18 protein-coding genes are annotated in these 21,173 nt (G+C 66.9%); 6 read left to right on the top strand and 12 right to left on the bottom strand.

The features are described from left to right. Nucleotides 1–19: 19 nt before the first annotated feature. Nucleotides 20–340 carry a 2Fe-2S iron-sulfur cluster-binding protein gene (locus ACSQ3M_RS22415; RefSeq protein ID WP_436152291.1) on the bottom strand — a complete coding sequence of 107 codons (321 nt, stop codon included), beginning with the start codon at nucleotides 338–340 and terminating at the stop codon, nucleotides 20–22. A gap of 199 nt (nucleotides 341–539) precedes the next feature. Further along, nucleotides 540–875, bottom strand: coding sequence for an Hpt domain-containing protein (locus ACSQ3M_RS22410; protein ID WP_436152290.1), 336 nt, complete (start codon nucleotides 873–875; stop codon nucleotides 540–542). Between the two features lie 263 nt (nucleotides 876–1,138). On the opposite strand from ACSQ3M_RS22410, the gene ACSQ3M_RS22405 reads away from it, so the two are divergent. Next, nucleotides 1,139–7,318 (top strand): hypothetical protein, encoded by a 6,180-nt coding sequence (locus ACSQ3M_RS22405; RefSeq protein ID WP_436152289.1) that lies wholly within the window; start codon nucleotides 1,139–1,141, stop codon nucleotides 7,316–7,318. A gap of 324 nt (nucleotides 7,319–7,642) precedes the next feature. On the opposite strand, the gene ACSQ3M_RS22400 is transcribed toward ACSQ3M_RS22405, so the two are convergent. From ACSQ3M_RS22400 to ACSQ3M_RS22380, 5 genes are all read right to left on the bottom strand, one after another. Then, on the bottom strand, nucleotides 7,643–8,236 hold the full coding sequence (locus ACSQ3M_RS22400) for an ABC-type transport auxiliary lipoprotein family protein (protein ID WP_436152288.1): 594 nt from the start codon (nucleotides 8,234–8,236) through the stop codon (nucleotides 7,643–7,645). 12 nt (nucleotides 8,237–8,248) lie between these two features. Next, a complete protein-coding gene (locus ACSQ3M_RS22395) occupies nucleotides 8,249–9,382 on the bottom strand; it encodes an MlaD family protein (RefSeq protein WP_436152287.1) in 1,134 nt (377 codons plus the stop codon). A 9-nt stretch (nucleotides 9,383–9,391) separates the two neighbouring features. After that, complete coding sequence (locus ACSQ3M_RS22390) at nucleotides 9,392–10,108, bottom strand: ABC transporter ATP-binding protein (RefSeq protein ID WP_436152547.1); 717 nt, start codon at nucleotides 10,106–10,108, stop codon at nucleotides 9,392–9,394. A 129-nt stretch (nucleotides 10,109–10,237) separates the two neighbouring features. Next, nucleotides 10,238–11,383, bottom strand: coding sequence for an MlaE family lipid ABC transporter permease subunit (locus ACSQ3M_RS22385; RefSeq protein WP_436152286.1), 1,146 nt, complete (start codon nucleotides 11,381–11,383; stop codon nucleotides 10,238–10,240). A 22-nt stretch (nucleotides 11,384–11,405) separates the two neighbouring features. After that, the gene (locus tag ACSQ3M_RS22380) at nucleotides 11,406–12,593 is read right to left on the bottom strand and encodes an MFS transporter (protein ID WP_436152285.1); all 1,188 of its coding nucleotides are present in this window, start codon (nucleotides 12,591–12,593) and stop codon (nucleotides 11,406–11,408) included. A gap of 103 nt (nucleotides 12,594–12,696) precedes the next feature. On the opposite strand from ACSQ3M_RS22380, the gene ACSQ3M_RS22375 reads away from it, so the two are divergent. Then, nucleotides 12,697–13,578, top strand: a complete 882-nt coding sequence (locus ACSQ3M_RS22375) for a hypothetical protein (RefSeq protein WP_436152284.1) — start codon at nucleotides 12,697–12,699, stop codon at nucleotides 13,576–13,578. Nucleotides 13,579–13,612: 34 nt separating this feature from the next. Here the strand turns inward: ACSQ3M_RS22375 and ACSQ3M_RS22370 are convergent, their stop codons facing one another. From ACSQ3M_RS22370 to ACSQ3M_RS22360, 3 genes are all read right to left on the bottom strand, one after another. Continuing rightward, complete coding sequence (locus ACSQ3M_RS22370) at nucleotides 13,613–14,494, bottom strand: ABC transporter permease (protein WP_436152283.1); 882 nt, start codon at nucleotides 14,492–14,494, stop codon at nucleotides 13,613–13,615. Beyond that, nucleotides 14,491–15,306 (bottom strand): ABC transporter ATP-binding protein, encoded by an 816-nt coding sequence (locus tag ACSQ3M_RS22365; RefSeq protein WP_436152282.1) that lies wholly within the window; start codon nucleotides 15,304–15,306, stop codon nucleotides 14,491–14,493. The genes ACSQ3M_RS22370 and ACSQ3M_RS22365 overlap by 4 nt, the downstream gene beginning before the upstream one ends. A gap of 103 nt (nucleotides 15,307–15,409) precedes the next feature. Beyond that, nucleotides 15,410–16,438 (bottom strand): ABC transporter substrate-binding protein, encoded by a 1,029-nt coding sequence (locus tag ACSQ3M_RS22360; RefSeq protein WP_436152281.1) that lies wholly within the window; start codon nucleotides 16,436–16,438, stop codon nucleotides 15,410–15,412. A 231-nt stretch (nucleotides 16,439–16,669) separates the two neighbouring features. Between ACSQ3M_RS22360 and ACSQ3M_RS22355 the strand changes: the two genes are divergently transcribed. Then, nucleotides 16,670–17,329 carry an NAD-dependent epimerase/dehydratase family protein gene (locus ACSQ3M_RS22355; protein ID WP_436152280.1) on the top strand — a complete coding sequence of 220 codons (660 nt, stop codon included), beginning with the start codon at nucleotides 16,670–16,672 and terminating at the stop codon, nucleotides 17,327–17,329. Between the two features lie 25 nt (nucleotides 17,330–17,354). Beyond that, entirely contained in the window at nucleotides 17,355–18,155 is an 801-nt protein-coding gene (locus tag ACSQ3M_RS22350; protein ID WP_436152279.1) for a creatininase family protein, read from the top strand. Between the two features lie 231 nt (nucleotides 18,156–18,386). Here ACSQ3M_RS22350 and soxR read toward each other — a convergent pair whose 3' ends face one another. Next, entirely contained in the window at nucleotides 18,387–18,848 is a 462-nt protein-coding gene (soxR, locus tag ACSQ3M_RS22345) for a redox-sensitive transcriptional activator SoxR (protein WP_436152278.1), read from the bottom strand. A gap of 73 nt (nucleotides 18,849–18,921) precedes the next feature. Here soxR and ACSQ3M_RS22340 point away from each other — a divergent pair, with 73 nt between their 5' ends. Both ACSQ3M_RS22340 and ACSQ3M_RS22335 read left to right on the top strand, forming a co-directional pair. Further along, nucleotides 18,922–19,476, top strand: a complete 555-nt coding sequence (locus ACSQ3M_RS22340; RefSeq protein WP_436152277.1) for an NADPH-dependent FMN reductase — start codon at nucleotides 18,922–18,924, stop codon at nucleotides 19,474–19,476. A gap of 236 nt (nucleotides 19,477–19,712) precedes the next feature. After that, the gene (locus ACSQ3M_RS22335; protein ID WP_436152276.1) at nucleotides 19,713–20,483 is read left to right on the top strand and encodes an MBL fold metallo-hydrolase; all 771 of its coding nucleotides are present in this window, start codon (nucleotides 19,713–19,715) and stop codon (nucleotides 20,481–20,483) included. Between the two features lie 20 nt (nucleotides 20,484–20,503). Here the strand turns inward: ACSQ3M_RS22335 and ACSQ3M_RS22330 are convergent, their stop codons facing one another. Further along, entirely contained in the window at nucleotides 20,504–21,097 is a 594-nt protein-coding gene (locus ACSQ3M_RS22330) for a TetR/AcrR family transcriptional regulator (RefSeq protein ID WP_436152275.1), read from the bottom strand. Between the last annotated feature and the right edge of the window lie 76 nt (nucleotides 21,098–21,173).

Below are 21,173 nucleotides of genomic sequence, written 5' to 3'. Positions count from 1 at the left end.
AGACCAAGCTATTGGGGACTCAGCCCTGGCGGGCCGGTGTGCGCACGACGAGGCCGTCGAGTTCGTCGCGCACTCGGATCTGGCAGGACAGCCGCGAGTTCGGGCGGACGTCGAAGGCGAAATCCAGCATGTCCTCTTCCATCGGCTCGGCATGGCCAGCCTTCTCGGCCCAGGCCTCGTCGACATAGACATGGCAGGTGGCGCAGGCGCAGGCACCGCCGCATTCCGCCTCGATGCCCGGCACGCCGTTGCGCACCGCGACCTCCATCACGGTCGAACCCGCCTCGCCCTCGACCGTGCGGCTGGTGCCCTGGGCGTCGATGTAAGTGATCTTCGGCATCGTGAACTCCGGCGCGCCTTGCGGCGGCTGCGCGGCTGGCGCGGTCGGGAGGAACCGGCCGGGCCTCCTGATGGCGCACTGGCAGGTTCGCGAGGGAATGTCATCCGCAAGCACGGGCCTGCAGACACTTGTCTCTAGAGGATTTCGAAGGCGGACGAAACGGCGATCACCGCCACAGCCGACCTGTAGTGCTGCGACGTCAGGCCGCGCAGTCGAGCCGGGAGATCACCGCGCGCGCCTCGGCCGCCGCGAGCGTCAGGGCATCCAGCGCATCCTCGCGCGGCGTAGTGCCGGCCTGCCCGAGCTGCTGCTCGATCCGGTCGGCGGCTTCCGCCACCTGCCAGGCCCCGATCGCACGGGCGGCCCCCTTCAGGGTGTGGGCGGCATCGCGACGGACATTGGCGTCGCCGCCATGGATGGCGCGCAAATGACGGGCGCATTGCTGCGCGAACAGCATCAGCAGCTCGCGCTCCAGCTCGGCATCGCCGCCGGTCTGGCGGGCGAGATGCACGAGGTCGATGGCAGTCTGGGGCATGGGGAACTCGGTTTTTGGCTCTAAGCTGCAGAACTCATGCAGCCTTCTGACCTCTGATGAAACGCCGTTATGGTGAATGAGGCGTTAACGACGTTTGTGAATCAGACGGTCAAACGGGTTTCAATCCCTGCTTGCCTCAACTACCCTTCGATACAGTAAACGATGGGCGTCGTGTCGCTTGACGGATCCGGCTGGAGGCTGCCGGTTCCTGATCTGCGGCGGACATCACCGCCCGTCGCAAGTAGCGTAGCGAGGCGGTATTCATGACCCGGCAGAACAAGCTCCAGGATCCGACCGAAGCAGCGATGTCGGCGATCGAGGAGGCGCTGAGGCTCGACCCGTCGAAGACCGACGGGCCGGCTTCTACCGAGCCGAGGCTGCCATCGACGGGCGAGAACGAGCTCAAGATCGATCTGCCGCGCGTCGAAAGCGCTCCTGTCACGCCCGCGGCTGCCGAAGCCGCACCAGAAGCCCCGCCCGCCCCGCCCCGCCCCGCCATTGCGCCGGACACCAGCCGCGTCGCCAATGACGACCGCCGGGATTCCTCTTCGCTCGTCCAGGCCTTCGCCGTCCGCCCCTCCGGCAGGCCCTATTGGCTCGCTGTCCTGGCCGCTTTCGTCTGGCTCGGCGGCGTCGGTTTCACGCTCGTCAGCCGCTATGGCTCGTTCACCGAGGGCCTACCGGCCGGCATGGCCGCCTGGGGGCCCGGGCAATGGGCCCTGCTCGCCTTCGGCGCCGGCACGCCCGTCGTCTTCTTCTTCGTGCTGGCGGCGCTCTATCGCCGGACCCAGGAGATGCGGCTGGTCTCGCGCGCGATGACAGAAGTCGCACTGCGCCTGGCCGAGCCGGAGGTCGTCGCCACGGATTCCGTCCTGTCGCTCAGCCAGACCATCCGCCGCGAAGTTGCCGCCATGGGCGACGGCATCGAACGCGCGGTCGCGCGGGCCGGCGAACTTGAAACCATCGTGCGCGGCGAGATCGCGACGCTCGAGCGCGCCTATGCCGACAACGAAATCCGGCTGCGCTCGCTGATCGACGAGCTGGTGAACCAGCGCGAATCCGTCGTTGGCAATGCCGAGCGCGTGAAATTCGCGATCAGCGGCGCGCATGAGAGCATCACCAAGGATCTCGAAACCGCCAGCCGCTCGATCGCCGACGCCGTCGCCGAGGCCGGCGAGCGCGTCACCTCGCGCCTGACCGACAAGGGCGACCAGATCACGCTGGCGCTCGGTCATGCGGGCGAGCGCATGGTCGACGAAATCAGCGGCCGCGGCAGCGATCTGGTCGAGCGTCTGCAATCGACCTCGCACGATGTCAGCGAGCGCATGACGAATGCGAGCCAGTCGGTGACCGCCTTGCTCGACAACCGCGCCCAGGAGATCGCGGGTTCGCTGGAGCGCACCGGTGCCGTGCTCACCGAGGGCCTGACCGCCGGCGCCCGCGACGTCACCCGCGCCATCAGCGAGACCGGCGCCCAGGTCGTCGAGTCGCTGGCGAGCCGCGCCGAGACGGTCAACGACACGCTGCGCAACACCGGCGATACGCTCGCCCAGGAGATTTCGCAGCGCGGCGCCACCGTCGCCGAGCGCTTCGAGCAGAGCGGACGCACCCTCGTCGAGCTGTTCGACGAGCAGAGTGGCAGCCTGAGCCGCCGCCTCACCGAGACCGGCGAGACGCTGCGCAACACGATCAGCAGCGAGGGCGAGAGCGTGACCACCCGCCTGGCCGAAGTCGGCCGCGGCGTGCACATGCTGCTCGGCAAGCAGAACGAGCTTGTCGTCAGCCGCATCCAGGAAGCCGGCGATACCGTTCACAGCCTCATCGCCAGCCAGGGCGAGACGCTGGTCGAGAAGCTCTCCGGCACGGTCCAGACCGTCGACGCCTTGCTGAGCGAAAAGACCGATTCGATCGTCCTGCGCTTCGACGAGGCCAGCAAGGGCCTGCACAGCCTGATCGGCGAGCGCGGCGAGGAGCTGACCGCGCGGATTTCCGCCGTCGGCGCGACCGTGCACAGCCTGTTCTCCGAGGAGGCGAGCAGCCTCGTCACCCGCCTCTCCGACGTCGGCCACGAGGTACGCAGCACGATCGGCGAGCAGGGCGACCACCTGGTCGGCCGACTCTCCGAGACCGGGCAGCGCCTCCAGGAGGCGATCAGCGAGCGTGGCGACGGGCTGGTGCTGCGCATGGCCGAGATCGGCCAGAGTGTCGAGCACGCAATCGGCGAACGCGCCGACAGCATCGTTGCGCGTGTGTCCGATGCGGGCCGCAACGTCGAGACCGTGATCGGCGAGCGTGGCGACAGCCTTGTCGCCAGATTGTCCGACAGCACCGATGAGATTCACCGGACGCTCGGCGACCGTGCCGAGGGCATCGTCACCCGCGTGGCCCATGCCGGCCGCGACGTCGAGGCCGCGATCGGCGAGCGTGGCGACGGCCTCATCGCCCGCCTTTCGGAAGTCGCACGCGAGGTCCACGCCACGATCGGCGAGCGTGGCGACAGCCTCGTGGCGCGCCTGTCCGACGTCGGCACCGAGGTCCACACTGCGATCGGCAGCCAGCGCGAGACGCTGGTGACGCAGCTCACCGACGCCGGCGCCAGCGTGCGCAACCTGCTCATCACCGAGGGCGAAGCGCTCAGCGGCCGCGTCATCGCGACTGGCCAGGACATGCAGGAGTTGCTCTCCGGCCAGAGCCAGGCGCTGGTCACCCGCGTCGCCGATGTCGGCCGTTCGGTCCATGGCCTGCTGGCAGAGCGCGGCAATGCGCTGATCGACCGGCTGGCTGAGGCAAGCGGGACCGCGCATCAGCGGCTCGACGAAACCGGCGAGGCGCTCGCCGCCAAGATCCTGGCCGCGAGCGAGACGGCGAAATCCGTCATCGACAACCAGCACACCGGCTTCATCGCCCGCCTCGGGCAGGCGGGAGACGAGGTCGGCGCTCTGCTCGGCACCCAGCGCGATGCGATCGTTGCCGGTCTCACCGCGACCGGCCGGGAAGTCCACGGGCTCATCGGCGAACAGAATGAGGCGCTGGCCGCCCGCCTCGGCGATGCGACCAAGGCCCTGTCCGACGCGATCAATGTCGACGGTCGCGAGATCGCCGACCGCGTCACCGAAGCGGCGACCGCACTGCGCGGCACCTTCACGACCGAGGCGGAGCGCGCCAGCAGCCTGCTCGCCGCCACCGGCAAGGACGTGGTGATCGCGCTGACCCAGCAGGGCGGCCGCGTCAACCAGGCGCTCGCCGCCAACGCCGAGTCGCTGCTGCGCTCGGTCGATGCGCGCTCGCAGGCGCTCAACGAGTCGCTCGCAAGCAAGCATGACTCGCTGAACCGCCTGTTCGACGTCCAGGGCCGCGAGATCGAAGCCACGATCGGCGCCCGTCTCGGCGCCTTCGAGGAGATCATCGTCACCCGCGGCGGCACGCTGGCCGCCAAGCTCGGCAACGATGCGCGCTCCTTCACCGATTCGGTGACGCTGCGCCTCGGCCAGGTCGAGAAGCTGCTCGGCGAGGAAGGCCAGGCGCTGGCCGAGCGGATCGGCGAGCGCTCGCAGCACGCCGCCGAGACCATGATGGCGCGCACGCAGGAAGCGGCCGCTGCCATGGAGACCCAGATCAAGATCTTCGAGGAGCGCTCCAGCGCCAAGAGCTCCGAGATCGCGACCTCGCTCGACGGGCTCATCATCCGCATCGACGACAATCTCGGAGCACGCGCCAACGCGCTCAACGAGGCGCTGGTCGAGCGCACGGTCGATATCGCCCGGGTCATGGCCGAGGGCGGGCGCGAAGTCACCCGCGCGCTCACCGCCAAGGCCGACGAGATCGGCGAGATCGTCACCACGAAGAGCGAGGCGTTGACGCGCACGCTCGCCGACAAGGCCGACAGCATCAATGCGACGCTCGGCGGGCGCGCCCTGCAGATCGCCGACACGCTCGATCAAAGCGTGGCGCGGTTCGAGGAACGCGTCGTCAACCGGCTCGACACAGTCTCCGGCACGCTCGACGCGCGCGGCACCCAGATCGCGCAGACCCTGCAGGGCACCGCAGATTCGATCGCCGGCTCGCTCGGCGAGCGTACCGAGGAACTGCGAGCCCTGTTCGACGGCAAGGGCACCAGCCTGATCACCCTGCTCGACGAGCGTGGCAACCAGATCGTTCAGACGCTGCAAGGCACCTCGGAGTCGATCGCCGGCTCGCTCAGTGCCCGGACCGAAGAGCTGCGCGCTTTGTTCGAGGACAAGGGTTCCGGCCTCGTCACCTTGCTCGACCAGCAAGGCAACCAGATCGTGCGGACGCTGCAGGAGAAGTCGGACGGCATCGCGGCCGCGCTTTCCGAGCGGTCCGATGAGCTGCGTGCAGTCTTCGACGAGCGCGGCGGCGGCATCCTCAACGCGCTCGGCCATCGTGGCAGCCAGATCGCCCAGATCCTGCAGGAGCGGTCGGACGGCATCGCCACGGCGCTCTCAGGGCGGACGGAGGAGTTGCGTGCCCTGTTCGATGAGCGTGGCGGCGATATCCTGAATGTGCTGGACCAGCAGAGCCGGAACCTGACCCGGACGCTGGCGGAACAGTCGGAAGGGATGAACTCCTCGCTGACCGCACGCACCGAGGAAATCCGTGCGCTGTTCGACGAACGCGGTAACGGCGTGATCGACGCACTCGGCCAGAAGGGCGCCGCCCTCGCTGGCCAGTTCGCCAGCATCGGCGAGGCCCTGGTCAAGAACATCGAAAACCGTGGCGGCTCCGTGGTCGCCAGCCTGCGCGAGCGCGGCACCGAGATGAGCCAGGCGCTCGACCTCGCCTCGGGCGCGCTGCGCGAGACGATCGAGACCGGGACCAACCAGTCGGTCGAGGCGCTGCTCAAGACCAACGAGCAGCTGCGCAGCGAGCTCGGCAGCATGCTGGGCCGCCTCGGCGAGGCCAACAAGCTGATGCAGCAAATCGTCACCGGCGCGAACAAGAACCTCGCGGCGGTCGAAGGCAGCCTGTCGGGCCGCGTCGAGGAGCTGCAGAACGTGCTCTCGACGGTGGTGCAGGAGACCAACCGCACCTCGGAGCAGGTCGCGAGCCAAATCGCGACGCTGAAGGGCTACTCGGAAGGCACGCTGCGCGACACCGTAGCGCTGATCTCCCGGATCGACGAGCAGGGCTCGGCGATGACCGAGACCTCGCAGGCCAATGCCGCGGCGCTCAACGCCGTCGCGCAGCGGCTGGAGCAGGTCGAGGCCCGCGTCGGCAATGTCCTGGCCGACCGCAAGGAGGCACTGGAGCACCTGCACGGGCTGATCTCGACGCGCACCGACGACATCGAGCAGATCACCCGCTCCTTCTCGTCGGCGCTTGATGACTCGCTCAGCAACGCCGAGACGCGCACCCGCCAGCTCAGCACCGTGCTCGGCGACGCCGCCGAGTCGACCAACAACGCCATCGCCCAGCAATTCGACTCGATCCGTGCCGCCAGCGGCCGCGAGCGCGAGGCGACGGCACTGGCGCTGCGGGCGGCCTATGAAGAGGTGGTGAACGAGGTCTCCGGCGAGTTCGCCAAGGTCACGGAGCGCTTCCAGAGCGCTGCCGAGGACATGCGGTCGATGTCGGCGGAGATCCATCGCGAGCTCGAGAACACCCGTACCGAGCTGAAGCGCGGCGTGCTCGAGCTGCCGCGCGAGACGCAGGAGTCGACCGCCGCCATGCGCCGCGTCGTCGCCGACCAGATCAAGGCGCTCAACGAGCTGACCGAGATCGTTTCGCGCTCGGGCCGCAGTACTGACGTGGCGCGCCCGCAGGGCGAGCGGCGCGCGGTCGCCTATCAGCAGCCCATGCCCGCAGCCAGTGCGTCGGTCGCCGTGCAGAGTGCCCCGGTGCTGATGGAGCCGCTGCGCGCCTCGATCGATCCGACACCGGAACCGGCCCGTGCCCAGCCGCAGGCGCAGGTCCAGGCGCGCCCTGCCCCCGAGCCCGCGCGACCCGAGGCTCAGCGCGCCGAGCCGGCTCGCCGGCCCGCGGCCGAGCCTGCTCCGGCAAAGGCTGGCTGGCTCTCGGACCTCTTGAGCCGCGCCTCGCGCGACGACAAGGCGCCCGAAGCCTCCAAGCCGACGGCGCACAGCATCGAGAAGCTCGATTCGCTCTCGGTCGACATCGCCCGGATGATCGACCATGACGCTGCGGTCGAGCTCTGGGAGCGCTACAAGCGCGGCGAGCGCAACGTCTTCACCCGCCGGCTCTACACGCTGCAGGGCCAGCAGACCTTCGACGAGATCCGGCGCAAATACCGCCGGGACGCCGAGTTCAAGGAGACGGTCGACCGCTATATCGAGGAGTTCGAGCGCCTGCTCGGCGAGGCGGCCAAGGACGACCGCGACTCGATGGTGGCGAAGACCTACCTGACCTCGGAAACCGGCAAGGTCTACACCATGCTGGCCCATGCCAGCGGGCGGTTCGAGTAAGAGCCAGTTCAGGAACGATGAACAGAAAGGCCGCCGATTGGCGGCCTTTCTTATAGGGGAAGCCGTGGAGCGCAACGATGCCAATGATCAGCTCTGGCGAGGATGCCGCCTTGGCTGCTGGTCCTGAATATCCACCGGCGTTTTTGCGACAGCCGTCGTTCCGTTATTGAAATACGGATTCGGCACGCACTGGCTCTATGCGCTTCTGGCCGTTCTAGGCGCCCTCTTCGTATGGGGCTGGTGGCTGCGGCGCCGCATCCATCGTGCTACCCCGCCGAACTGAGCAACATCATCGACCGGGACAGCTAATCGAGGCTAGACCCGTCAGCGCGCCCAGCGGGCGATCTGGATCAGCACCTGCGACAGTGCCTGGTCGAGCGCTTGCGCCGCGCCTGCCCCGTCAGCGCCTGCGGGCACGCGCGCCGAGAACAGCTTGGCGCGCTGGACCTTGCCGCTGCGATCGCCGACCAGCTTTGCTGTGATCTCGACCACGGCGGCACCGCTCGCAGCGTCGATGTTGAAGCTGCGGATATCGGTGTTGAGCTGGAGGTCGGGAACGATGCGTTCGCCAGGCCGGCCGACGGCGGCGAGGCGGCTGCCGTTCTCAAACGTCTGGATCAGGCGCGTCTGCACCAGTTTCGGCACCCGGTCGGCCCATTGCGCGCCGCCGAGGAACGAGAGCGAGCCGGCCGAGTCCTTGACGATCAGGCGGTCGGAATCCAGCGCCTGAACGGTCGAAGGCTCGGCGACGATCAGCACGCCACCTGATCCGCCGATGCGGCCGAAGTCGCGCGGCGCCGAAAGATCGTATGTGGTTGGCGCCGCGCCGCCGCCACAACCAGCCAGCAGCAATACGCCTGCGACCGTCAGGGACAGGGCGCGCAGACGACCACGAAGCAGGAAAGGTGAGGTCAGCATGGTCATATCGAGCTAGCGCGATCCGCCGTATTGGGGAAGCGGCGGGCGCCCGCCGAAGATGAACTGCTGGGGATTACGCTCGAGATTGCGTAAGGTTCGGTTGAGGTCGGTCAAAGTGCGCTTGCCGTCGGAGGCGAGCGATTCGATATCGCGCAATCCAGGACCGGTGAAGCGATTGATGCCGGCGGTGATCTCGGCGGTGCGCTTGTCGAGATTGTCGGCCAGCGCCCGGATCGACTTCGCCGCACTGGCGACCTCGGCGAAAGCGCCCTGCCCGTCCTGCGTGTTCAGGAAGGACTGCGCCGCCTTGAGCACGCCCTCGACCTGATCGGCGGCGCGGTTGAGCTTGTTGGTGATCGAGGCGACGTCGCTGACCGCCTTCGCCACGTCACTGCTCGAGCCGCCCAATGCCGCAGTGAATTTGTCGATGTTTTCGACGATGCCGGTGATCTTCTTCTGATCGATGGAGCGCACCACCGAGGTCAGCTCCTCGCTCAGCGTGCCGAGCTTCTGCGACAGCGGCGCGATCGTGTCGGCGATCTGGCCGAAGCTGGCCATCAGCTTGTCGATGCTGTCGGAATTATCGCCCAGAGCCTTGGAGAACTTCTCGACATTGCGCACGGTATTGGTGATCGAACCGGAGTTGGTCTTGATCAGCCCGTCGAGATTGCCCAGCACCTCATCCGCCTTCTTGGCGACATTGCGGACCGTCTCGATGATGTCCTGCAGCTCGGAGCGCTCGGCGATGATGGTTGGCAGCGGCTCGCCCGGCTTGGCCTGCAGCAGGGCGGCATCAGGCTCGCCGCCGATCAGCTGCAATGCAACGACGCCGGCGAGCCCCTGCGCCTCGATGCGCGCACGCGTGTCGACGCGCAGCGGCGTCGTGTTCTCAACCTCGATCACACCGAAGATGCGGCGCGGATCGTCAGGCTGCAGGCCGATCTGCTTGACCTCGCCGACGCGCAGACCATTGAAGAGCACGCTCGATCCACGTCCAAGCCCGGTGACGGTCCCCGTGAAGATCACGCGAACGTCCTGCTTGCGGCCGCCACCACCGCTGCCGAACCAGTAGACGAAGCCGAACATTGCCGCGATCACCGCGAGGGTGAAGAGGCCGACCAGGGCATAGTTCGCACGGGATTCCATCGCGGGCGGTCAGGTCCTCGTTCGATCCTCAGGCAGCCGGGCGCGTGCCCGCTCCCCGCCGAAATACGCTTTGAGCCAGGGATGATCGGACGCCAGCATGGTGGCGAGCGGACCGACCGCGATGACACGCTTGTCCGCCAAGGCAGCAATCCTGTCGCAGGCTACATATAGGCTATCGAGGTCATGGGTTACCATGAACACCGTCAGGCCCAAAGTCTGCTTGAGCGTCATGATCAGTTCGTCGAATTCGGCGGCGCCGATCGGGTCGAGGCCCGAGGTCGGCTCGTCGAGGAAGACGATTTCGGGATCGAGCGCCAGCGCGCGGGCAAGCGCGGCGCGCTTGATCATGCCGCCGGATAGTTCCGAGGGCGTCTTGTCGGCCGCATCGGGCTTCAGCCCGACCATCTCGATCTTGAGCATGGCGAGTTCTTCGAGCAGACGCGGTGAAAGCTCGAGGTATTCCCGCATCGGCACCTGAATATTCTGCTTGACGGTGAGCGCCGAGAACAACGCGCCCTGCTGGAACATCACGCCGAAGCGCCGTTCGAGCCGGCGCCGGCCACGCGGGTCGAGCTTGTCGACGTTCTCGCCAAAGACCTCGATCGAGCCGCGCTGCTTGCGCACCAGACCGAGGATCGTGCGGGTCAACACCGATTTGCCCTGGCCGGAGCCGCCGACGAAGCCGAGAATCTCACCGCGCATCACGTCGAGATCGAGTCCGTCCATGATCACCTTATCGCCGAAAGCGACCTTGAGATCACGAACGCGAATCACGGCCTCGGGTTCCTGCCCGGCCGCATCCTGCGGCCCGCGCGAGCCGGTTTGAGAGGGCGTGTCGAGCACCGGCGCTCCCCCTCACATCCGAATCGAGGCGAAGAACATGGCGAACAGCCCGTCCACGACAATGACCATGAAGATCGCTTTCACCACCGACGCCGTCACCTGATGGCCGAGCGATTCGGCCGAGCCTTTTACCGCCAGCCCCTCGATCGAGGCGATCAGGCCGATCACGAATGCCATGAAAGGGGCCTTGATGAGGCCGACCGCAAAATGCTGCCAGGTGATCACGGATTTCAGGCGATCGAGATAGGTATCGAGGCCGATGCCGCCATAGAGCCAGCTCACCAGGCCGGCTCCGACGAGGCCTGCCATGGCCGAGATGAAGGTCAGGATCGGCAGCGCGATGATCAGCGCCAGGATGCGCGGCACGATCAGCACCTCGATCGGGTCGAGCCCCATCACCCTGAGCGCGTCGATCTCCTCGCGCATCTTCATCGAGCCGATCTCGGCGGTGAAGGCAGATCCGGAGCGGCCCGCAACCATGATCGAGGTCAGGAGCACCGAGAGCTCACGCAGGACCAGGATGCCGGTCAGGTTGACGACGAAGGCGGTCGCACCGAAGCGCTGGAGCTGGAAGATGCCCTGCTGCGCGACGATGCAGCCGACCAGGAATGAGATCAGGATAATGATCGGCGCGCCGTTGAAGGCGATCAGCTCGACCTGGTTGACCAGCGACGGCCCGCGGAAGCGCCGCGGTCCGAACAGGGCGCCGACGCAACCCGACATGACCTCGCCAAGAAAGATCGCGCCGCCGGCGAGGTCCCGGCCAAAGCGGGTGACCCCCTGGCCGATGTCGATGAGCACGGTGACGAGCCCGATGGGTTGAACCGGCGGCTGGTAATCGGTGATGTTGCGCTCAACCTCCGCAAGCAGCACCGCATGCTCCGGGCGGCGGCTGATCAGCTCGACCGAAGCGCCCTTCGCCTCGCCCGCCTGCTTCACCTGGTCGAGCAAATAAGCGCCGAGCGTGTCGAGGCGCTCGACCGCCGACAGATCGAGTCGTGCGCTGCGCACGCTGCCGATGCGCTCCGTCAGCTCGCTCGCCAGGGCTTCGAGACGCGGCGCCCGACCTGCGCTCCAGCGCCCGCCCAGCGACACCACGAGGACGCCACCATCGTCGCGATAGACCGCCTGCGGCTCAACGTCGTCGACGACAGCCATGACGGTTCGCCCACTCCCGCATTCAGATTCGGCCCCCATGGCCTGTATCGCCGCGCGCTCGGAGGATGGCAAGCACCGCCAGTGCCAGGCCGGACAACGCGACCGGCACCATGGCGAGGAACACGCCTGGCCCGAACAGGCGGTAGAGATAGCCTGACAGAATGGTCATCAGCCCCATCGCCAGCGCGCCGGCAGCGACCAGACGGCCCTGCGCCGCCGCCCGGCGCGCCTCCGGGGCGAGCGCAGACAACGCCGCCAGCGAGCCGAGATGGGCGCAGCCGAAGGTGGCGCCGTGCAGGATCTGCAGCAGGAACGTGACCGCCAGGCCAGGATCGGCGCTCATCACCCCGAAGCGGAGCGCCGCGGCCGCCGCCCCGATCGCGATCCAGCGCAAGCCGACGAGGCCTCGCGCCGCAATGCTGCCTGCGACGAGGAAAACCGCGATCTCGGCCAGCACCGAGACAGCCCAGAGCCAGCCGATCACCTGGTCGCTGAAGCCGACGCTGCGCCAGTGGAGCGAGCCGAAAGCATAGAGCGCCGCATGGGTGGCGTTGACGCAGGCGGCGGCGGCGACTGCGAGCCAGAACGGAAGCCTGAAGCCGGCCGGAGATGCGCCTTGCCGCGCAACGGACGAAATTCGGCCCGGCGGCGACGGCGCCTGCAAGGCGGCGAGAGCCGCGAGCGAACTGCTGCCGGTGAGGACGAACGGAATCAGCCAGGCGCCGTACAGTGCGATCAGATAGCCGCCGGCGAGGTTCGAGAGCACGAAAGTCACCGAGCCCCACAGCCTGACGCGGCCATAGTCCTTCAGCGCCCCGGCTTTCACCTGCTCGGTGGTCAAGACGTCGGCGAGCGGTACCACGCCCGACAGCGCGATGGCGCTCAGCGCGGTGAGGACCGCGATCGGGACAAGCTGGGCCTGCTGGGCCAGGAAGAAATAGATGATTGCGGCCAGTGCGTTGAGCAGTGCCAGCAGGATATTCGGGCGCAGCCGATCACCGAGGCCGGTCACCGACGACGCGACGAAGACACGCACCAGGATCGGGATCGCCAGCACATAGCCGATATCGACATCGCTCAACCCCTTCGAGCCGAGCCAGACGGGAAAGAATGGCAGATAGAAGCCGACGCCGAGGAAGTTCAGCGCGTGCATGAGCGACAGGCGCACGGCCAGCAGACGCGAAGGTTCGGACCGGAGCGGCGGTGACATGCCCGTGGCAGCGATTTCTTAAAGAATCATCAGCAATTTGGCTCAAGGGGCATCTTCGGCCGGCGAGACGCGATTCGGCCAGCCCATGGAGAGCAGTCTGGCCATGAGCGACGCGCGTTCGCTATCTCCGTTGAGCCCGGCCGACTACGAGGCGATCGCCGCCGCCGTGGTGGAAACCTCGCGCGGCCGCTGGTTCCTGAACGAGTACGCTCGCCGCAATCGGCAGGCCGATACCGAGATGGTGCTGTCGGCCATTGTGCGCCTCGAGCGGCTCTGCTCCGTTCCCGCGGCGGAGCTTGGCCCGGACCTTTCGGAAACGGCACGCACGATCGCAGAGCTTCGCAGCGATCTCGACCGCGCCGGCGTCAGCGGCACCTCCGCGCGCCTATCGACCCGCATCCAGGAGACGGCGTCGGGCATCCTCGAGGCGGCAGAAGCGATCCAGGAGATCGCCTGGGTCTTGCGCGAGTCAGGATCGGCATCCGAGCTTTGCAACCGGCTCGACCAACGTGCGACCCAGATCTTTGGCGCAACCACGGTGATCGAGGCCGGTGCCAACCAGATCGAGAAGGTCGCCGACACCATCGCCATGCTGGATGCAAATCTGCGCGCAAGCGCGGGCGACACGGATTTCGGCATGCTCGGCACCCCGCAGTCTCCGATCGCAGCGGCCGAGATGCCCAGGCCGCCCGCCCCGAAGCGGACGACGGACCCCGGTGACATCGACGTAGTCGAGGCCGGCACACAAGAGCGCGCGCCATTGCGCGAGACCGGGTTGCGCGCGCCAACACAGCCCTATCGCCGACGCGGCAGCATCCAGGCCGCCGAAGACGATATCGCTTTCGCCGATGTCGGCGCAGATGCCCAAGCCGTCGCCGACCTGCAAATGACGAGTTCAGCCCAGATCGAGCTCAGCTACTCAGAGGCGGATCTGCGAGCAATTGGCGCACTGCCGGTCGAGGACAGGCTGCGCTTCTTCGCATAGAGCCCGTTCTACCGGCTCTAGAGCGCTTCAGCGGTCAGTTCTCCCGCTTCAGTGCGCTCTCATGCCAGTGCCGCAGCAGCAGATGCGAAATCCAGCTCGTCGCGAGGAAGATCGCGATACCCGAGAGCGAGATCATCAGCAGCGCTGCGAAGACACGCGGTATCTTGAGCTGGTAGCCGGCCTCGAGAATGCGATAGGCGAGCCCTGACTCCGAACCGCCCGTCCCTGCCACGAACTCGGCGACGACGGCGCCGATCAGGGCGAGCCCGCCCGATATTTTCAGCCCGGCCAGGAAATAGGGCAGCGCCGCAGGCAGCTTGAGATGGCGCAGCGTCTGCCAGCGCGTCGCGCCATGGAGCTGGAAGAAATTGATCAGGTTATGGTCGGCGGAGTTCAGCCCGAGGATGGTGTTGGACAGGATCGGGAAGAAGGCGACGATCCAGGCGCAGATCAGCAGCGACAGGTTGATGTCCCCGGCCCAGATGATGATCAGCGGCGCAATCGCGACGATCGGCGTCACCTGCAGGATCACCGCATAGGGCAGAAGCGCCATCTCCAGCCATTTCGACTGGGTGAACAGCACGGCGAGCGCGACGCCGACGACGACCGCCGCCGCCAGCGCCATGAAGGTGATGCGCAAGGTGACCCAGAGCGAGGTCGACAGCGTGCCCCAATCGGCAATCAGCGTCTGGCCGACCAGGATCGGCCCCGGCAGCACATAGGACGGCACCTCGTTCCAGCGCACGGCGAACTCCCAGAACCCGAGCACCAGGATGCCGACGGCGATCGGCGCGAGGATGCGGGGCCAGAAGCTGACCGGCAGGCCAAGGATCGACGGTTCGGCAACGGTGAGCGGGCGGGCTTCTGCATCGGTGCCGTCATGCGGCACGGCGGTTGCGGGGGACGAGGAACTCATGCGCCGATCGCCTCCTTGAGCTTGCCGGAGGCGAGCCGGCAGAGATGGGCGTATTCGGGCGAGGTCCGGAACAGTTCGTCGCGCGGATAGGGCGCGGAGACATCGAGATCGGCCATGACGCGGCCGGGCCGCGCCGCCATCACCACGATGCGCTGCGAGAGATAGACCGACTCGAAGACCGAGTGCGTGACGAAGACGGCGGTGAAGCGCTCGCGCCACCAGAGATTCAGGAGGTCGTCATTGAGGCGATGACGGGTGATCTCGTCGAGCGCGGCGAAGGGCTCGTCCATCAGCAGGATCTTCGGTCGCATCACCAGAGCGCGGGCGATCGAGACCCGCATCTTCATGCCGCCCGAGAGCTCGCGCGGATAGGATTTCTCGAAGCCTTTCAGGCCGACCAGCGCCAGCATCTCGGCGGCGCGCTCCTGCGCCTCCCGCTTCGGCACATGCTTCAGGACGAGCGGCAGCATGACGTTGGCGAGCGCATTGGCCCAGGGCATCAGCGTCGGGTCCTGAAAGACGAAGCCGAGATCGCGCTCCCCCCTGCCCTGCGCATCATTGCCGGCGCCGGGCCAGTCGATCGTGCCGGTGGACGGGCTGCCCAGCCCGGCGATCATGCGCAGCAGGGTCGACTTGCCGCAGCCTGAAGGGCCGAGCAGGCTGACGAACTCGCCGGTGCCGAGGCTGAGATTGACGTCGCGAACAGCCAGCGTGCCGTTGGCGAACTGCTTGGAGACATTGCGCACGCAAACGAGCGGCTCGGCGCCAATCTGACGTACGGCATGGGGTGTGCTCAGATAGGCTGTGTCCAAAGCCTGATGATCCGCTGTGTGAAAGACCGTTACTCCCGGGCGAAACGCCGATCCGAGAATCTCCGGCAAGAAATGCCCGGGACGAGCCCGGGCATGACGCGCATTACGGCTTGCCGACGCCCTTGTTGACGAACTCCAGGCTGTAGGCCTTCTTCACGTCGACCCCGGCGGGTATGACGCCGGCCTCGGTCATCGTCTTGGCAAAGCTGGCCCAGCGCGCATCGGTCATGGCGCCGATGCCGAGCGAGAGCGCATCGCCCGAGGCGACAATGCCGTTCTCGTTCATCACCTTGAGGGCATAGTCGATCTTCTCCTGATCCATGTCGGGATTGTCCTTCAGGATCCGGGCATTGGCGGCAGCGATGTTGGCGCCGCCCTTCATGTACTGCGCCCAACCTTCGGCGGTCGCGTCGACGAAGCGCTGCACGACCTCCTTCTTCTCCTGCACCATCTTCCGGGAGATCGTGATCGTGGTGTTGTAGTTCTCGAAGCCGGCATCGGCGAGGAGATGGACGACCGGCTCCACGCCGGCCTTGCGGATCACGAACGGCTCCGAGGACAGGAAGCCCTGCTGGGTAATCTTCTTGTCAGCCAGGAACGGCGCCATGTTGAAGGTGTAGGGCCTGATCTGCTCGTCGCGATAGCCGAACTTCAGCTTCAGGAACGGCCAGAAGCCGACACGCGCCTGCGCCGCGATCAGGATCGGCTTGTCCTTGAGGGCAGCGAGCGTGTCATTGCCCTGGCCGGGATGCGAGATCAGGACCTGCGGGTCCTTCTGGAAGATCGAGGCGATGCAGAGGAAGGGCAGGTTCTCCTGCGCAAAGCTCAGCGCCTCCAGAGAATTGCCCATGATCATGTCGACGCGGCCGCCGAGCAGGAGCTGGGTCGGGTTCTGCTGCGGACCGCCGGGACGGATCTCGACGTCGAGGCCGTACTTCTTGTAGATGCCGTTGGCGGCGGCGAGGTAGAAGCCGCCATGCTCGGTCTGGGCCCGCCAATTGGTCTGGTAGCTGACCTTGTCGAGCGTCTGCGCATTGACGCGCGCACCCGGTACGGGAATCAGCACCGAGGCGGCCGAGCCACCGAGCAGGCCGAGCGCAGCGCGTCGGTCGAGGCGATATTTCATCGTCATGGCAGAACCCCCTCCATCATGTCGCAAACCTGTCGCCGGGCTGCGTGACCTCCGCGTCCGGCAAGCAGCTTGTATGCCACGGCCGAGGCCGTCCTGGGAATGTGCACCAGCGCGCTGCACACAGGTGGCGGCAGCGCTTCCATCGCGCCGCTCGCCGGCTATGCTGCGATCAGCCAACGCCGTCTCCAGTGGCGTCCCACGGCCGGAAGTCCAGCTGAAAACGTCTTCGCCATGAAAGTCCTGATCTTCGGCGCCACCGGCATGGTCGGACAGGGCGTCCTGCGCGAATGCCTGCTGGACCCCGCCGTCGAGGAGGTCGTCACGATCGGCCGCACGGCGACGGGCCAAGGCCACGCCAAGCTGCGCGAGCTCGTTCATGCTGACCTGACCGACTATTCGGCGATCGAAGCGGAGCTCACCGGTTTCGACGCCTGCTTCTTCTGCCTCGGCATCGCCTCGGCCGGGATGAGCGAGGCCGATTACAGCCGGATCACCCATGACATACCGCTCGCGGCTGCCCGGACACTCTCCCGGCTCAACCCGGCAATGACGTTCGTCCACACATCCGCAGCAGGCACCGACAGCAGCGAGAGCGGCCGCGTGATGTGGGCCAGGGTCAAGGGCCGGACCGAGACTGCGCTGCTGCGCCTGCCCTTCAAGGCCGTCTACATCTTCCGGCCCGCCGGCATCCGGCCAATGCACGGCATCACCTCGCGCACGACGCTCTATCGCATCGGCTATGCGATCACCGCACCGCTCCTGCCCTGGCTCGAGCGGACCTTCCCACGCTATGTCACCTCGACCGAACGGCTGGGGAAGGCGATGCTGAAGGCCGCCCGCGAGGGCGCGCCCAAGCCGATCCTCGAATGCGAAGACATCAACCGGCTATGAACTGCCGCCGACAAGGACTGACGGAATGAGCGCGCGTTTCTGGGGCGATCTCAAGAGCAGCGACTTCGCCGGGCTCTCGCCCGAGGCGACCATCGCCGTGCTGCCGCTGGCGGCGATCGAGCAGCACGGGCCGCATCTGCCTGTGTCGGTCGACACCACCGTGATGAACGCCATGCTGGCACTGGCGATGCCGCAGGTTCCGGCCGGCCTCGACGTGCTGGTTCTCCCGACGCAGGCGATCTGCAAATCGAACGAACACCTGCATTCGCCCGGTACTTTGACGATCTCCTGGGAAAGCGCGATCCGCAGCTGGATCGAGATCGGCGAGAGCGTGAAGCGCGCCGGCCTGCGCAAGCTCGTGCTGGTCACCTCGCATGGCGGCAATGTCGACCCGATGAAGGTCGTGGCGCGCGAATTGCGCGTCAGCCAGGGCATGTTCGCGGTCTCGACCTCCTGGAGCAATTTCGGGCTGCCGCCCGGCCTCTATGCCGAGATGGACGCCAAGCACGGCATCCACGCCGGCGACATCGAGACCTCGCTGATGCTGCATTTCCGGCCCGACCTCGTCGACATGAGCAAGGCCGGCCCCTTCGTGCCGCGGACGGTCGAGATGGCGGATGAGGGTTACAAGTGGCTGAGGCCGACAGGCGCTCATCCCTTCGCCTGGATGGCGCAGGACGTTCACCCCTCCGGCGCGGCGGGCGATGCCAGCCTCGCCACGGCCGAGAAGGGCAAGGCGACGGCGGAGCTCCAGGCCGAGGGTTTCGTCGAGCTGCTCGCCGATGTCGCGCGCTTCCCGCTGTCGAGGCTGCACAAGGCGGGGTGATTTTGTCTTTCCGGGGCGCTGCGCAGCAGCGAGCCCGGAACCCATGAACACCACCCTCTTCGTCATGGTCGGGCTTGTCCCGACCATCCACGTCTTCGCTTGATCGATCGAGTGCGGCGTTCAAGACGTGGATGCTCGCCACAAGGGCGAGCATGACGGGACTGGAACAGCTTCGTGTTCATGGGTTCCGGGCTCAGGCCTGCGGCCTGCCCCGGAATGACGCCTCCGGCATCAATCCGGATCGAGCAGGCGCGGCCCCGCCCCCTGCTTGCCGAGCTCGTCCCAGGGATTGTGCAGCGGGCAGCTCTTCACCGAAAGGCAGCCGCAGCCGATGCAGTCGTTGAGATGGTCGCGCAGGCGTGTCAGCCGGTCGATGCGGTGCTCCAGCTCCGCCTTCCAGGCGGCGGAGAGCCGGGTCCAGTCTTCCGCCGTCGGCGTGCGTTCCTGCGGCAGCGCCTTGAAGGCCTCGCGGATCGTCTTCAGCGGGATGCCGGTGCGCTGCGCCACCTTGATGATGGCGACGCGGCGCAGCACCTCGCGCGGATAGCGGCGCTGGTTGCCGGCATTGCGGCGGCTGCGGATCAGCCCCTCCGCCTCGTAGAAATGCAGTGCGGAGACCGCGATCCCGCTGCGGCTCGCGACCTGGCCGACGCTGAGATCGTCGGCGAAGGGATTGCGGAGCGGATGTTTCATGCGCTTGACCTTAACCTTACTTGAGGTCTTATAGGGGTCGCTCCGCTGCATCGCCAGCCCCCCGGAGCCTCTCATGCATCGCCCGCTCATTCCCCAGATCAAGGTCGCCGTAATCTACGGCAGCACGCGCCAGGGCCGCCTCTGCGACAAGGTCGCCGGCTGGACGATCGCGCAGATCGAAGGCGACGGCCCGTTCTCGGTTGAGAGCGTCGATCCCGGCGCCCATGACCTCGCCGAGCAGAAGGAGCGGCTCGGCCGCGCCGACGCCTTCATTGTGGTCACGCCCGAATACAACCGCAGCTTCCCGGCTCCGCTGAAGGCGCTGATCGATTCCACCAGCGCCGAATGGCGCGGCAAGCCGATCGCCTTCGTCTCCTATGGCGGGGTCTCGGGGGGCCTGCGCGCTGTCGAGCAATTGCGCCTCGTCTTCGCCGAATTGCACGCGGCGACGATCCGCGACGGGGTCTGCTTCGCCAACGCCTGGGACCAGTTCGACGAGGCGGGCCGCCTGCGGGATGCCGATCGCGCCGAGCGGGCGATGGCGACCATGCTCGGGCAATTGCATTGGTGGGCAAGTGCACTTCGGGCAGCCCGCAACACCGTGCCCTACGGCCAATTCGCGGCTTGAGCGGCGCCCAACGAAATCGGTGCGGAAAAATTAGCAGCAGCTCGGTCGCGGCTATTTTTTCGTGTCAGCTGCCTGTCGGAGACAAACACAGCCCTCAGACGGCAGCAGAAGGAAAATCTGCCTGAAAACACAGGGACCTAACGCCGCGATGCAGTTTGCTTCACAAATTCGAACTGGTCGCGGCGGCTGCATGCGGGAAGGATCGGGCGACCGATCCCTCCATTTGCGGAGCCGCCATGCAGCTCAAACTCCTGCGCAACGCCCTGCTCAAGCTGAGCTATGCCGGCAAGACCCTGCTGATCGACCCCGATCTCGGCGAGAAGCTCAGCCGCCGCTCGATCGCCGGCAAGTCGCAGAACCCGATGGTCGAGCTGCCCGAGCCGATCGAGGAGATCCTCGCCGGCGTCGACCACCTCATCGTCTCGCATCTGCACGCCGACCATTTCGACGAGGTCGCCAAGGCGCGGATTCCGAAGGACATCCCACTGATCTGCCAGCCCGGCAACGAGGAGGCGATCCGGCAGGCCGGCTTCACCAACGTCACGCCGCTCGACCATTTCGTCCGCATCGGCCCGATCGTGGTCAAGCCGCAGCCGGCCCAGCATGGCATCGGGCCGGTCGTCGAGGTGATGGGCAAGGTGATGGGTCTGACGCTGGAGGCCCCCGGCGAGCCATGCGTCTACTGGTGCGGTGACAGCGTGCTCTATCCGCCGCTTCAGGAGGCTGTGGCCAAAGCCGAGCCCGACGTGATCATCACCCATTCCTGCGGCGCACTCTGGGACGGCACGCTGATCGTGATGGATGCGCAGCAGACGCTCGACCTCGCCGAGCAGGCGCCGCAGGCGGTGATCGTCGCGACCCATATGGAAGCGCTCGACCACGCCACGGTCAGTCGGCAAGCATTGCGCGAAGCGGCCGACGCCCGCGGCATCGGCTCCGAGCGACTCCTGATCCCGGCCGATGGTGAGACGATCAGGCTGCAGGCGCCGGCGCGAGCCGAGGCCTGAAGGATCGCGGCCCGGCTAGCTCAACCGGCTCTGGTGGAACTCTGCGCCGCCGCATCGAGGACGATCGCGACAATGGCTCGGAACGGCGCATCGCCTGCCAGTTCAGGTGTGTAGCGGCGCGCCGCATAGATGCCGAGAAGCGTCAGGTAGATCGCCCGCGCGGCAAGCTCGGCCTCGGCCGGGGCAAGTCCGGCCAGCGCAAGCTCGCTGGCAACGTGGTCGATGCGCTGCTGATCGACAAGACGGCAACCGTGGCCGGCTGCCGCGTCCTGCGCCGCCCAGGCACGGAGTGCACCCTCAGCCTCGGCGACGTTCACCCCCTCGCTCTCGGCTTCGAGCGAAAGCTGCGCCAATGTTTCAAGGCGCTGCCGCGGCGTGGGCAGATCGGCACTGCGTTCGATCAACTGGGCGGTGAGCTCGTCCTGCCAGAATGCGAGCAACGCGGCGAGAAGATCGCCGCGATCCTTGAAGTGCCAGTAGAACGAGCCCTTGCTCACCGAAAGGCGGCGCGCCAACCGCTCGACCTTGACGGCTTCGACACCGCCTTCGGCGAGCGCCGCAAGGGCCGCTTTGACCCAATCCCGCCGCGTCAATGCCTGCCCCGTCGCCGTCATGGGCACCTCTCGTCATACACGATAGCTCCATACGCAAGCGTATGGACTCACCCATGCTTCATATCCTACATACATA

It is taken from the genome of Allobosea sp. LjRoot90, from assembly GCF_964254315.1.
Lineage (GTDB): Bacteria > Pseudomonadota > Alphaproteobacteria > Rhizobiales > Beijerinckiaceae > Allobosea.
Note: the sequence above shows the minus strand (reverse complement) of the source record. Positions and strands in the feature narration are given on the sequence as shown.